10 protein-coding genes are annotated in these 13696 nt (G+C 72.2%); 3 read left to right on the forward strand and 7 right to left on the reverse strand.

Annotated elements, in window-relative coordinates; genetic code table 11:
* Window positions 1-78 precede the first annotated feature (78 nt).
* The 4 genes from recX to AB0N81_RS27995 all read right to left on the reverse strand — a co-directional run bounded on the left by recX (window position 79) and on the right by AB0N81_RS27995 (window position 3854).
* On the reverse strand, window positions 79-810 hold the full coding sequence (recX, locus tag AB0N81_RS27980; RefSeq protein ID WP_365362988.1) for a recombination regulator RecX: 732 nt from the start codon (window positions 808-810) through the stop codon (window positions 79-81).
* Window positions 811-813: 3 nt separating this feature from the next.
* Window positions 814-1938, reverse strand: coding sequence for a recombinase RecA (recA, locus tag AB0N81_RS27985; RefSeq protein ID WP_365362990.1), 1125 nt, complete (start codon window positions 1936-1938; stop codon window positions 814-816).
* Window positions 1939-2216: 278 nt separating this feature from the next.
* Complete coding sequence (locus AB0N81_RS27990; RefSeq protein ID WP_365362992.1) at window positions 2217-3494, reverse strand: AI-2E family transporter; 1278 nt, start codon at window positions 3492-3494, stop codon at window positions 2217-2219.
* A 165-nt stretch (window positions 3495-3659) separates the two neighbouring features.
* Window positions 3660-3854, reverse strand: a complete 195-nt coding sequence (locus AB0N81_RS27995; protein WP_365362994.1) for a DUF3046 domain-containing protein — start codon at window positions 3852-3854, stop codon at window positions 3660-3662.
* A 79-nt stretch (window positions 3855-3933) separates the two neighbouring features.
* Between AB0N81_RS27995 and AB0N81_RS28000 the strand changes: the two genes are divergently transcribed.
* Complete coding sequence (locus AB0N81_RS28000) at window positions 3934-4917, forward strand: hypothetical protein (protein WP_365362996.1); 984 nt, start codon at window positions 3934-3936, stop codon at window positions 4915-4917.
* A gap of 206 nt (window positions 4918-5123) precedes the next feature.
* A complete protein-coding gene (locus AB0N81_RS28005; RefSeq protein WP_365362998.1) occupies window positions 5124-6434 on the forward strand; it encodes an MFS transporter in 1311 nt (436 codons plus the stop codon).
* Window positions 6435-6443: 9 nt separating this feature from the next.
* Here AB0N81_RS28005 and AB0N81_RS28010 read toward each other — a convergent pair whose 3' ends face one another.
* Genes AB0N81_RS28010 through AB0N81_RS28020 form a run of 3 tightly spaced genes read right to left on the reverse strand, consistent with a single transcriptional unit; the run spans window position 6444 to window position 8553 of the window.
* A complete protein-coding gene (locus AB0N81_RS28010) occupies window positions 6444-6752 on the reverse strand; it encodes an AzlD domain-containing protein (protein WP_365363000.1) in 309 nt (102 codons plus the stop codon).
* A complete protein-coding gene (locus AB0N81_RS28015) occupies window positions 6749-7489 on the reverse strand; it encodes an AzlC family ABC transporter permease (protein WP_365363002.1) in 741 nt (246 codons plus the stop codon). Before AB0N81_RS28015 ends, AB0N81_RS28010 begins: the two co-directional genes overlap by 4 nt.
* Window positions 7459-8553, reverse strand: coding sequence for an AraC family ligand binding domain-containing protein (locus AB0N81_RS28020; RefSeq protein ID WP_365363004.1), 1095 nt, complete (start codon window positions 8551-8553; stop codon window positions 7459-7461). The genes AB0N81_RS28015 and AB0N81_RS28020 overlap by 31 nt, the downstream gene beginning before the upstream one ends.
* Window positions 8554-8632: 79 nt before the next feature.
* Between AB0N81_RS28020 and AB0N81_RS28025 the strand changes: the two genes are divergently transcribed.
* A complete protein-coding gene (locus tag AB0N81_RS28025; RefSeq protein ID WP_365363006.1) occupies window positions 8633-13330 on the forward strand; it encodes an ATP-dependent helicase in 4698 nt (1565 codons plus the stop codon).
* The last annotated feature ends 366 nt before the right edge of the window (window positions 13331-13696 follow it).

Consider the following 13696-nt stretch of genomic DNA (forward strand, 5'->3'; position numbering starts at 1 on the left):
GTAAGCCCCACCCTGCGGAGCGCGGGTCGGGGTGCGTATCGCTCCGGCTGCCGCCCCACCCCCGTGGGAGCGGCCCGATCAGAACGCCTCGTACCCCAAGTCCTCGGTGTCCTCGCCCTCTTCCTCCAGGGCCTGCCGCACCACTCTGAGCGCCATGCCCTCCCCGTATCCCTTGCGGGCGAGCATGCCCGCGAGGCGGCGCAGGCGCTTGTCCCGGTCGAGGCCTCGCGTGGAGCGCAGCTTGCGGGCGACCAGCTCGCGCGCGGTCGCCTCCTCCTGCTCCGAGTCGAGCTGCCCCACGGCCTCGTCGATCAGCGTGGACTCCACGCCCTTGGTGCGCAGCTCCCGCGCGAGCGCACGGCGGGCCAGTCCCCGGCCGTGGTGCCTGGACTCCACCCAGGCGTCCGCGAAGGCGCTGTCGTTGATCAGACCGACCTCTTCGAAGCGGGAGAGCACTTCTTCCGCCACGTCGTCGGGGATGTCCCGCTTGCGCAACGCGTCGGCGAGCTGCTTGCGCGTGCGTGGCGTACCGGTGAGCAGGCGCAGACAGATCGCCCGCGCCCGCTCAGCCGGATCCCCCGTCGGCGGCTCCCCCTTCTCGGCCCTCGACGAGGAAGGGGAACCGCTGTCCTGGTGGCCGTCGAAGCCGCCGCGCCGCCGACGGCGCCCACGGCTCTGGCCCTCGCCGTCCTGTCGGCCGCCGTCCCGGCCTGTGCCGTCCTGATCCACACCGTCCCCGTGGCCCCGCCCGGCAGGGCCGGTGCGGCTTTCGGGGGCGGTGTGGTCCGCCCAGTCGGTTCGTCGTGTCACGGACTAGCTCTTGGCCGCCGCGGCCTTGGACTTGGTGACCTTGACCGCCGGCGCGGGCACCGTCTTGGCGGCGTCGTCGGCCGGGGCCGCGCCTGCCACGTCAGCGGCCTTCTCGTCGGCCGGGGCCTCGGGCTTCACACCGACGCCCAGCTTCTCCTTGATCTTCCTCTCGATCTCGTTGGCGAGGTCGGGGTTGTCCTTGAGGAAGTTGCGGGCGTTCTCCTTGCCCTGGCCGAGCTGGTCGCCCTCGTACGTGTACCAGGCGCCCGCCTTGCGGACGAAGCCGTGCTCGACGCCCATGTCGATCAGGCCGCCCTCGCGGCTGATGCCCTGGCCGTAGAGGATGTCGAACTCGGCCTGCTTGAAGGGCGGCGCGACCTTGTTCTTGACGACCTTGACGCGGGTGCGGTTGCCCACCGCGTCCGTGCCGTCCTTCAGGGTCTCGATGCGGCGGATGTCCATGCGCACCGAGGCGTAGAACTTCAGCGCCCGGCCACCGGTCGTGGTCTCCGGAGAGCCGAACATCACGCCGATCTTCTCGCGGAGCTGGTTGATGAAGATCGCGGTGGTCTTCGACTGGTTGAGCGCGCTGGTGATCTTCCGGAGCGCCTGGCTCATCAGGCGGGCCTGAAGACCCACGTGCGAGTCTCCCATCTCGCCCTCGATCTCCGCGCGCGGCACCAGGGCAGCGACGGAGTCGATGACGATGAGGTCGAGAGCGCCGGAGCGGACCAGCATGTCGACGATCTCGAGAGCCTGCTCGCCGTTGTCCGGCTGGGACAGGATGAGGTTGTCGATGTCGACGCCGAGCTTCTTCGCGTACTCGGGGTCGAGGGCGTGCTCGGCGTCCACGAAGGCCACCGCGCCGCCCGCCCGCTGGGCGTTGGCCACGGCGTGCAGGGTGAGGGTCGTCTTACCGGAGGACTCCGGGCCGTACACCTCCACCACTCGGCCGCGCGGGATGCCGCCGACGCCGAGCGCAACGTCGAGCGCGGTCGACCCGGTGGGGATGACCTCGATGGGCTCGTTCGGCCGCTCGCCCATGCGCATCACTGCGCCCTTGCCGAATTGCCGTTCAATCTGTGCGAGCGCGGCGTCGAGCGCCTTCTCGCGGTCGGTTCCTGCCATGGGTTCCACCCGATTTGCTTGAGTCGATCGCTTCACGTCAAAGACGCTAACGCCTGCCACTGACAATCCGCCCCGACGCCCGTCCAGCCTGTGGATAACTCAAGGCGATCCCTCGTCGAAATCCACCGGAGCGCCCTGCGGATCCCCTGCTCACCTCGGAGAATCACCGCCGTACGCCCATGAGAATGGATGCTCGAATTTAGTGTCAAGCGCGGCACGCCGCCGACGAAACCCGTCCGGCTACCCCGCTTCCGCCCGGCTATCCCGCTCCCGTCCCGCTACCGACGTCCGCCCCGCTTGGGCTCGGCGCCGGACGACTCCGGCGGCGCTCCCGGCCTGTTCGGTCCCCGCAAGGCGCGCCGCACGCGCGCGAGGAGGGGGGCGCCGACCTGGCGCCGGTGCCCGTGCACCCGGGGGTCGTCCGTGACGTCGTACCTCTTCACGTACGCCCCGAGGAAGGCCTGCAGCGTCGCGACGGCGGGGATGGCGATGAGCGCCCCGACCGCGCCGAGGAGCGCCGTGCCCGCGATGACCGAGCCGAACGCCACCGCGGGGTGGATGTCGACGCTCTTGGCGGTGAGCTTGGGCTGCAGTACGTAGTTCTCGAACTGCTGGTAGACGACTACGAAGATCAGCACCCAGAGCGCGTACCAGGGGTCGACCGTGAAGGCGATCAGCATCGGCAGGGCACCCGCCAGATACGTGCCGATGGTGGGGATGAACTGGGACACGAGGCCCACCCACACCGCGAGCACGGGCGCATAGGGGACGTCCAGCACCTGGAGCAGGATGTAGTGCGCGATACCGGAGATCAGCGCCATCAGGCCGCGCGAGTAGAGATAGCCGCCGGTCTTGTCGACCGCGATCTCCCAGGCCCGCAGCACCTCGGCCTGCTTGGCGGGCGGCAGCACCGAGCACAGCGCGCGCCGCAGCCTCGGCCCGTCCGCCGCGAAGTAGAACGAGAACAGCAGGATCGTCAGGAGCTGGAAGAGACCGCCGAGGACCTGCGCGGAGACGTCCAGGACGCCGCTGGCGCTGTTCTGCACGTACTTCTGGAGCCAGTCGGAGTGCACCAGGCTGTCCTGGACCTCGACGCGGGAGAGGTCCGTGTGGAAGGTCTGGTTGATCCAGCTGATGACCTTGTCGAGGTAGTCGGGGAAGTCCTCGACCATGTCGACGATCTGGCCCGCGAGCATGGACCCCATCAACGTGACGAAGCCCGCGCTCGCGATCACGACGCTCAGGAAGACGAGGAAGGTGGCGAAGCCCCTGCGCAGTCCGCGCGCCGCCATCCAGCTGACCGCCGGCTCGACCGCGAGCGCCAGGAAGAACGCGATCAGAACGTTGATCAACAAGCCGGTCAGCTGGTGGAACGCCCAACTGCCCAGCTGGAAGCAGGCAATGAGCGCGAGGGCGAGAACCATGGCGCGCGGCAGCCAGCGCGGCATGCGGGCGCCATGCCCTGCCTCGGCCCCGGCGGGGGGCTGTGCGGGCGGCGTCGTGCCGGGAGGAACGGTGTCCTGGGTGACCTGCGCGGTCTCGTCTGTCGGTGCCACGGAGCAAGTCTCGCCCACGCCGCGGGCAATCGGTCGCCACCCACACATCTTGGAGGGGGCTTGGAGCGGGCTCGGGCTTAGAACGGGCCCGGGCTTAGAACGGGCTCGGGCTTGGGACGGCCCACGCGCGCGTGAAGCTCTCCGGCGGCAGCGAGCCTTCCGTAGTCAGCGCTTGTCGGCCGGTACGTCCATCGCCGCGCACACCGCGCGCCAGACGTCCTTGGCCTCCCAGCCCGCTTCCAACGCCTCGTGGACCGTGCGGCCGCCCAGTTCCGCCATCACGTGATCGCGCGCGAAGGAGTCGGCGTACCCCGCACCGAAGTGAGCCGCCATCCGCTGCCAGAAGACCGTCAACCGCATGCCTCCAGTATCGCGCCCCTGAGAGTGCAGCCCGGCGCAGGGGGCTTGCCGAGAACGCTTTCCACCCTACGGTCGGTGCATGGCCGAAACCGGAGCAACCAACGACGCAGTGCTTTCCCCCGACGCGGTGTCTCACCCGGACCCGGCGCTGCCCCCGCTCGCCCGCGCCGAGCACTTCGTCTGGCTCACCGCGCGCGTCCTCGAGCAGCGACGGTTCGCGTACCACTTCCTCGACGGGGCGGGCGGCGACCCGGCCGCGGACGCCGTCGAGACCGCCCTGACCTCGTACGCCACCGCGGACGGCGGGTATGGGTACGCGCTGGAACCCGATCTGCGCGGCCCCGTCAGCCAGCCGCTGCACACCGGGCACGCGCTGCGTGTGCTGGACTCGATCCGCCGCTGCGGCGGCCGGCGGGCGGAGCGCGTGTGCCGGTATCTGACCTCGGTGTCGACGCCCGAGGGCGCCCTCCCGGCGATCCATCCCAGCCAGCGCGGCTACCCCTCGGCGCCGTTCGTACCGGTCGTGGAGAACCCTCCCGGTGAGCTGCTCGCCACCGGCCCTGTAGTGGGCCTGCTGCACCGCAACGAGGTGTGGGACGCCTGGCTCTTCCGGGCCACGGACTTCTGCTGGGCGGCCGTCGAATCGCTCGAGACGTCACATCCGTACGAGATCCAGGCAGCCGTCGCCTTCCTGGACGGCGTACCCGACCGCCCACGCGCGCGGGCCGCCGCCGACCGCCTCGGACGTCTCGTGCGTGAGCAGCGGCTCGCGGCGCTGGACCCGGAGGACCTGGGCGCGTATCCGGTGTCGCCCGGTTACGCGCCGGGGGAGCACCACTTCGCACACGACTTCGCCAAGGCCCCCGAGTCGCTCGCGCGCTCTTGGTTCACCGACGCGGAGATGGAACGCTCACTGGACTTCCTGGCCCGGGAACAGCAGGCGGACGGCGGCTGGCCCGTGCGCTGGCGTCAGTGGGCGCCGGGCACAGCCCTCGAGTCGCGTCCCATCGTCACCGTCGAGGCACTGCGCACGCTCCGGGCATACGGTCGGCCCATCGACTGACAGGGAGCGCCTGCCTCTCCCTTCCCCGGTCCCGGGGGCTTCTCTTCGCGCGAACGCTGGTCGGTCTCGCTCCCGAGCCCGAAACTCGTGGCTGTGCAGCACTCCCAGCGCACACGAGGAGCCACGGAGATGACTGAGCACGCGGAGATGACCGAGCACAAGGCACCGGACTGTCTCAAGGGCCCTTGCGGGAACGGTCGCCGCGGATGAGCGGGGCCTGGCGCACCACGTGGTTGCTGCTGGCCTTCATGGTGGTCAATTTCGCCGACAAGGCGGTCCTCGGCCTCGCGGGGCCGGCGATCCGAGCGGACTTCGGTCTCACCCGGCAGGAGTTCGGCACCGCCCAGTCGGCGTTCTTCGCGCTGTTCTCCGTAGCGGCCCTCGGAGTCTCCCTGCTGACCCGGAGAGTGCGGACGACGCCGCTGCTCCTGGTGCTCGTGCTGCTGTGGTCGGCCGCCCAGCTGCCGATGGTGTGGGGCGCGGCCGGGTTCGGCACGCTGGTGGCCACCCGGGTACTGCTGGGCGCGGCCGAAGGCCCTTCGGCACCGGTGGCCGTGCACCACGTGCACGGCTGGTTCCCCCAGCAGGACCGGGCCCTGCCCACCGCGGTCCTGCTGTTCGGCGCGGCGGCCGGGGTGGCCGTCGCAGCCCCTGTACTGAGCTGGGTGATCACCCACTGGGGCTGGCGCTGGGCGTTCGGAGTGGTGGGGCTCGTCGGTCTCGTCTGGGCGGCGGCCTGGCAGATCTGGGGCGCCGAAGGGCCGCTTGCCTCACAGGTCGGGAAGGCCGGCGAGAGCGACAAGGGCGACACGGTCGCCGGGGAGGCACCCGCCCCGGACGGCGTGCCCCTGCGCGCCGTTCTGCTGTCCGGCTCCTTCATGACGGCAGCTTTCGGCGCCTTCGCGGCGTACTGGCTGATGAGCACCCTGTTGACGTGGACACCGGACTACTTGGAGAGCGTCGTCGGCTGGGATCTCGACCGAGCGGGCACGCTCGTGGGCCTAGGTGCCCTCGCCAACGGGGTAGTGCTTCTCGTCCACGGTCTGATCGCACAGCGCTCCGCCCGGCGGGACCGCATCGGACGGCGGCTGCCGGCGGGGGCGGGCGCGGGGCTGCTCATGGTGGTTTCGGGCGGTGCCGTCGCCGCGTTCGGAACGGTCGACTCCATGTGGTGCAAGGTGCCTTTGATGCTGGGCCCCATGACCCTGGCCATGATCACGCTCACGGTCGCCATGACGGCGTGCGCCCGCATCGCCCCGCCCGCCCAACGGGGCGTCGTCCTGGGCGTACTGACCTTCGTGTACGCGCTCGGCGGCATCCTGTCCCCCTTGGTCCTCGGCGGCATGGTGGACCGGGCGGCCACGGTGTCCGCGGGCTACGAGCGGGGCTGGCTGCTGACTTCGGGGCTGCTGTTGGCGGCGGGCGTCCTGGCGGCGTTGTTCTGCCGCCCGGACGCGACCGCGAAACGGCTCGGGATCCCCGAGTCCCCGTCACCGCAGGTGCTGCTCGCTCCCTGAACCGGCATATCACCCCGTCAGCACGCGCAGTCCCGCCGTGACCACGACGGCCGCCGCGATGACGACGAGGAACGGTGCGCGCAACAGCAGCGCCACGGCCGCTGCTGCGAGCCCTGCCGCCTTGGCGTCCAGGACGAGCACCCTCCCGTCGGCGAACGCCTGCTGGGCCGTGAGCGCCGCGAGCAGGGCCACGGGGAGCAGGGCGGCCATGCGCCGGACGAGCGGCCGCTCCAGCACTCCCGCGGGCACCAGCAACCCCCCGAGCTTGACGAGGTAACAGCTGACGAAGGTCGCTCCGATGGCGATCCAGACGTTCACCGGTCCTCCCTCCGCACATCGTCACGAGCCTGTCGACCTTCTACGTAGAGGACCATCGGCACCGCCAGAGCAGCCACCAGGACGGGGACGCCCGCGGGCAGCACCGGCAGGAGGCCGAGCCCGAGGAGCACGGCGACGCCCGCGGCGGCGCGCTCCGTAGAGGTGCGCAGCATGGGCGCGAGCAGCGCAAGAAAGACGGCGGGACCGGCAGCGTCGAGCCCCCACGCGTCGGTGTCGCCGATCGCCTCTGCGCCCAGCGCGCCGAGCAGGGTGGTCAGGTTCCACAGCGCGTAGAGGCTGACCCCGGTGACGGTGAAACCGATGCGGGCGGCGCGCCGCGTGGGCTGGGCGAGGGAGACGGCCGCGGTCTCGTCGATGACCCAGTGCGCGGCGAAGGGCCGCACCGCGCGCGGGAGAGCGAGCAACTGCGAGAGGCGCAGTCCGTAGAAGGCGTTGCGCACCCCGAGGAAGAAGGCGCCCGCGGCGGCCGTGAACGGGTTCCCACCGCCCGCGAGCGCCCCGACCAGTGCGAACTGCGACGCCCCGGTGAACACGAACAGGCTCAGCGCGCAGGTCTGGAGCAGGGTGAGGCCGCTGCCCGCCGAGGTCACTCCGAAGGCGAAGCCCGAGAGTCCGACGGCGACCCCGACGCCGAGCGCGTCACGGACGACAGCGGCATCGGGCTTCTCCAAGGGAAGGTCTTGTTCTATGCCCGCGGAGGGCGTCTGTTCTGCCACGCGTCGGACGTTACGAGCGGCGCCGCGACCGAGTCTTGTACGTTCTTGCGCTCCCGCTGATACGCCCCTGGGGGCACCCCGACGATCCGGGTGAAGTGCCGGTTGAGGTGTGGCTGGTCGGTGAAGCCCACGGCGACGGCCGTATCGGCGGGTGCCGTGCCTGCGTCGAGCAGGTGCCGGGCACGGCGCACCCGCGCGTCGGTGAGCCAGGCGTGCGGCGGCATTCCGTACGTGTCCCGGAAGGCGCGCAGCAGGGCGAAAGGGCTCGTACCGAGGCCGGCGGCGAGCCGCTCCAGACTCGGCGGATCCGCCAAGCTCTCATCGAGGACGGCACGCGCGCGTGCCGCCGTTCTAGCGCCCGCCGTGCGCACGGTGCGCTGCGGCAGGTGCCCGCCGTTGAGCCGCAGCAGCCGGGTCACCGCCACTCGCAGGAGCGTGTCGGCGGCGAGCGCGTTGCCGTCCTCCGCCGCGCGCAGCACGCGGTGCACGAGCGCTACGGAGTACGGGTCGTCGAGTACCGGGCGGACGAAGCCGGGCGCGCCCCGCAGTGCTGTCGTCTCCGCAGCGATGGCGGCGACCAGGTCCGGTGCGGGGTAGACCGCCCCGTACCGCCAGCCCTCGGGCGCGCCGGCCCGGCCCGTGTGCGAGGTGTCGGGGTTGATCAGGGCGAGGGCTCCGGGCCCCGCGTGGCGGTCGGCACCGGTGTGATGGAAGACCTCGACGCCCTCGGCGATCGCCGCGATCACGAAGTGTTCGTGGGTGTGCCGCGCGAACGTCCTGCGGATGTAGCGCGCCCGCAGGAGGTCGACGTCCGGCAGCTCCGCGTACCGCCAATGCCGCGCCTGCTCCGCCGCACCCGCCCCCACCGCACGTGCCTGCTCCGCCCCGTCTCCCCCGTCCGCACCCCGTGCTTGCTCCGCCCCGTCTCCCCCGTCGGCACGCCGTGCCTGCTCCGCCCCGTCTCCCCCGTCGACACGCGGCGCCTGCTCCCCTGCGCCTCCCCCGCCCCGACGCCGCGCTCGCTTCCGCTCCCGCGCCCGCTCCCGCCCCGCCGAACCTGCCATGCCCCCATTCTGCGACGGGCGCGCAAGCTCTTTTCCGCAGGTCGGCGCCGATGTCAGTGGCGGGGTGCACGATGGGGTCATGGTCAGCTCCGCGTCCAGTGCCCCTGGCGCCCCCAGCGCCCTAGACGGCTTCTCCCCCGCGACCCGCGGTTGGTTCACGGGGGCATTCTCCGCGCCCACCTCCGCCCAGGCCGGGGCGTGGCAGGCCATCTCCGAGGGTTCCGACGTGCTGGTCGTCGCGCCCACGGGCTCCGGAAAGACTCTGGCCGCGTTCCTCGCCGCGCTCGACCAGCTGGCCTCGACCCCACCACCCGCCGACCCGAAGAAGCGTTGCCGGGTGCTGTATGTGTCGCCGCTGAAGGCCCTCGCGGTCGACGTGGAGCGCAATCTGCGCAGCCCCCTGACCGGTATCCGCCAGGAGTCGGTGCGTCTCGGCCTGCCCGAGCCGGAGGTGCGGGTCGGTATCCGTTCGGGTGACACCCCGGCCGCCGAGCGCCGGGCGCTGTCGACCCGCCCGCCGGACATCCTGATCACCACGCCCGAGTCGCTCTTCCTGATGCTCACGTCGGCCGCGCGGGACGCGCTGACCGGCATCGAGACGGTGATCCTCGACGAGGTGCACGCGGTCGCGGGCACCAAGCGCGGCGCGCATCTCGCCCTGTCCCTGGAGCGGCTCGACGAGGTGCTGCCGAAGCCCGCGCGCCGCATCGGCCTGTCGGCGACGGTGCGCCCGGTGGACGAGGTGGCGCGCTATCTGTCCCCCAAGCGCAAGGTCGAGATCGTCCAGCCGCCGTCCGGCAAGGAGTTCGACCTGTCGGTGGTCGTCCCGGTGGAGGACCTCGGGGAGCTGGGCGGGTCGCCGGTCAGCGACTCCGGTGACGGTCCGGGAGCCGAGGCGGAGCGCCCATCGATCTGGCCGCATGTCGAGGAGCGCATCACCGACCTCGTACAGGCACATCGCTCGACGATCGTGTTCGCCAACTCCCGCCGCCTGGCCGAGCGCCTCTGCAACCGCCTCAACGAGATCGCGTACGAGAGAGCGACCGGTGAAGCCCTCCCCGAGGACCACTCCCCTGCGGAGCTGATGGCCGAGTCGGGTGCCGCCAAGGGTGCCCCGCCCGTGCTGGCCCGCGCCCACCACGGCTCGGTCTCCAAGGAGCAGCGCGCGCAGGTCGAGGAAGACCTCAAGGCGGGCAGACTGCCGGCCGTCGTCGCCACGTCCAGCCTGGAGCTGGGCATCGACATGGGCGCGGTCGACCTGGTCGTGCAGGTCGAGTCACCACCTTCCGTGGCCTCAGGGCTCCAGCGTGTGGGCCGCGCGGGCCACCAGGTGGGGGCTGTCTCCACGGGAGTCGTCTTTCCGAAGTACCGCGGGGACCTGGTCCAGGCCGCCGTCGTCACGGAGCGGATGCGGACCGGCTCCATCGAGTCCCTGCGCATCCCGGCCAACCCGCTGGACGTGCTGGCCCAGCAGCTGGTGGCGATGGTCGCGCTCGACACGTGGCAGGTCGACGACCTGCTGGCGGTGGTCCGCCGGGCGGCATCCTTCGCGTCGCTTCCGGAGTCCGCGTTCACGGCGGTCCTTGACATGCTCGCAGGGCGCTATCCCTCCGACGCGTTCGCGGAGTTGCGTCCGCGGGTGGTCTGGGACCGCGTCGCGGGCACGGTCACCGGGCGGCCTGGGGCCCAACGCCTGGCGGTCACTTCGGGAGGCACGATTCCCGACCGCGGCCTCTTCGGAGTCTTCCTCGCGGGCGCCGACCCCAAGAAGGGCGGCGGCCGCGTCGGGGAGCTCGACGAGGAGATGGTGTACGAGTCCCGGGTCGGCGACGTCTTCACGCTCGGCACGAGTTCCTGGCGCATCGAGGACATCACGCGCGACCGGGTCCTCGTGTCGCCCGCCCCCGGCGTTCCGGGTCGTCTTCCCTTCTGGAAGGGCGACCAGCTGGGCCGTCCGCTGGAACTGGGCCGCGCCCTCGGCGCGTTCCTCCGGGAAGTCGGCGCGCTCTCGCAGGAGGACGCGCGCGGGCGGCTCCTCGCCACGGGGCTGGACTCCTGGGCTGCGGACAACGTCCTGGCGTACCTCGCCGAGCAGCGCGAGGCCTGCGGGCACATTCCGGACGACCGCACGATCGTCGTCGAGCGGTTCCGCGACGAGCTGGGCGACTGGCGGGTCGTCGTGCACTCCCCCTTCGGAGCACAGGTGCACGCTCCCTGGGCCCTGGCCCTCGGCGCCCGCCTCACCGAGCGGTACGGCATGGACGCACAGGTCATGCACGCCGACGACGGCATCGTGCTGCGGCTGCCCGACGCGGACCTGATGGGCCTCGACCTGCTCGACCAGGAGCCCACCGCTCCTCCTGTGGAGTACGACGCGGAGAAGGCCCCGGTGGGCGCCGGCGACGTCACCTTCGACAAGGGCGAGGTCAACCAGATCGTCACCGACCAGGTGGGCGGATCGGCGCTGTTCGCCGCACGCTTCCGCGAGTGCGCCGCCCGCGCGCTGCTGCTGCCGCGCCGCAGCCCGGGCAAGCGCACCCCGTTGTGGCAGCAGCGCCAGCGCGCCGCCCAGCTGCTTGAGGTCGCGAGCGAGTTCGGCTCGTTCCCGATCGTCCTGGAAGCGGTCAGGGAGTGCCTCCAGGACGTCTTCGACGTGCCGGGGCTCACCGAGCTGATGGGCGACATCGAGTCCCGCCGCGTCCGCCTCGTCGAGGTGACCACCCCTGAACCCTCCCCCTTCGCCCGCTCACTCCTGTTCGGATACGTCGCACAGTTCCTGTACGAGGGCGACTCGCCCCTCGCCGAGCGACGCGCGGCGGCCCTCTCCCTGGACTCCCGGCTGCTCGCCGAGCTCCTCGGCCAGGCGGAGCTGCGCGAGCTGCTCGACGCGGACGTCCTGACGGAACTGGAGCAGGAGCTTCAGTGGCGTACGGAGGACCGGCGCGTCAAGGACGCCGAAGGCGTCGCCGACCTGCTGCGGCTCCTCGGGCCCCTGACCGGGGAAGAGCTGGCCGAGCGCGGCGCCGAGCCGGGCTGGGCCGAGGAGCTCGCGGCCGCCCGCCGCGCGATCCGGGTCCGCATCGCCGGCGCGGACCACTGGGCGGCGATCGAGGACGCCGGCCGGCTGCGCGACGCCCTGGGCACAGCCCTGCCCGTAGGCGTCCCGGAGGCGTTCACGGAGCCCGTCAAGGACCCTCTCGGCGACCTCCTGGCCCGCTTCGCGCGCACCCACGGCCCGTTCACGTCCGCCACCGCCGCCGCCCGTTTCGGCCTCGGAGCGGCGGTCACGGAGGGCGCACTGCAACGCCTCGCGGCGAACGGCCGCGTGGTGCAAGGGGAGTTCCACCCGGCGGGCATCGGCCAGGAGTGGTGCGACGCCGCGGTGCTGCGCCGACTGCGGCGCCGCTCCCTCGCCGCCCTGCGGCACGAACTGGAACCGGTACCGCCGGCCGCGCTCGCCCAGTTCCTGCCCCAGTGGCAGAACTTGAGCAGGCACGGCCTGCGGGGCATCGACGGACTGGTGCGCGCCATCGAGCAGCTCCAGGGCGCCACCGTCCCCGCCTCCGCGCTCGAAAAGCTCGTCCTTCCGTCGCGCGTCGCGGGCTACCACCCGGCCATGCTCGACGAACTGACCGCGGCCGGTGAGGTGATCTGGGCCGGCGCGGGATCCCTGCCCGGCAAGGACGGCTGGGTCTCCCTCTACCTGGCCGACACCGCCCCCCTCCTCCTGCCTCCCCCGCACCCCCTGGAGCTGACCGCGCTGCACCAGTCGGTCCTGGACACCCTCTCCGGGGGGTACGGCCTCTTCTTCCGCCAGATCGCCGACCAGGTCCGCTCCACCACCCACCCGGACGCCCAGGACCCGCAACTGGCCGACACCATCTGGGAGCTGGCCTGGTCGGGCCTGCTCACGAACGACACACTCGGCCCCATGCGCTCCCTCCTCGGCTCCGGCCGCACCGCGGGAGCCACAGCCCACCGCGCCAAGCGCAGCACCCCGCGCGGGCGCTACGGAAGCCTCACCGCGGCCGCCCGCACCGCCTCACGCACCGTCTCACGCACCGGCCCACCCACGGTCGCGGGCCGCTGGTCGCTGCTCCCCGCCCGCGAGCCCGACCCGACCCTGCGCGCCCACGCCCTGGCCCGCGCCCTCCTGGACCGGCACGGCGTGGTGACCCGCGGCGCGGTGGCGGCCGAGGGGGTCGAGGGCGGCTTCTCGGCGACGTACCGCGTCCTGTCGGCCTTCGAGGACAGCGGGCAGGCGCGCCGCGGCTATGTCGTCGAAGGCCTGGGCGCCGCGCAGTTCGCGATGGACGGCGCGGTGGACCGCCTGCGCGCCACAGCGAACTCCCGCGACCGTACGGACAGTTCACGCCCCTCCGACGCCCAGGACGCCGTCGTCCTGGCCGCCGCGGACCCCGCCAACGCGTACGGCGCCGCCCTGCCCTGGCCCGAGCCGCCGAACGGCGCGAGTCACAAGCCCGGCCGCAAGGCGGGCTCCCTCGTCATCCTGGTCGACGGCGAGCTGACGCTCTACATGGAACGCGGCGGCAAGACACTCCTGGCCTGGCCCGCTGCTCCGGAGGACCCGGTCGCCGACGACCCCCGGCTGCACGCCGCCGCCGAATCCCTGGCCGCGGCCGCCCGGGCGGGCTCCCTCGGCACGGTCACCGTGGAGCGGGTCAACGGCTCCGCCGCCCTGACGTCGCCCTTCGCCCCCCTCCTGGAAGGAGCCGGCTTCCACGCCACCCCGCGCGGCCTACGCCTCCGCGCATGACAGCACGCCTCACGCAGACAGACCCACGCGGCCTACGCCTCTGCGCATGACAGCACGCCCCACGCAGACAGACCCACGCGGCCTACGCCTCCGCGCATGACAGCACGCCCCACGCAGACAGACCCACGCGGCCTACGCCTCCGCGCATGACAGCACGCCCCACCCAGACACACCCACCCGGCCTGCACTCCCACGCATGACAGCACGCCCCACCCAGACACACCCACCCGGCCTGCACCCCCACGCATGACAGCACGCCCCACCCAGACAGACCTACCGACACGGCCAGGCCCACCACCCACCACCCACCACCTACCGCTCACCACCCACCGCTCACACGCAGACCCACCCCACCAACCGCCCCCA

It is taken from the genome of Streptomyces sp. NPDC093510 (assembly GCF_040683555.1).
Lineage (GTDB): Bacteria > Actinomycetota > Actinomycetes > Streptomycetales > Streptomycetaceae > Streptomyces.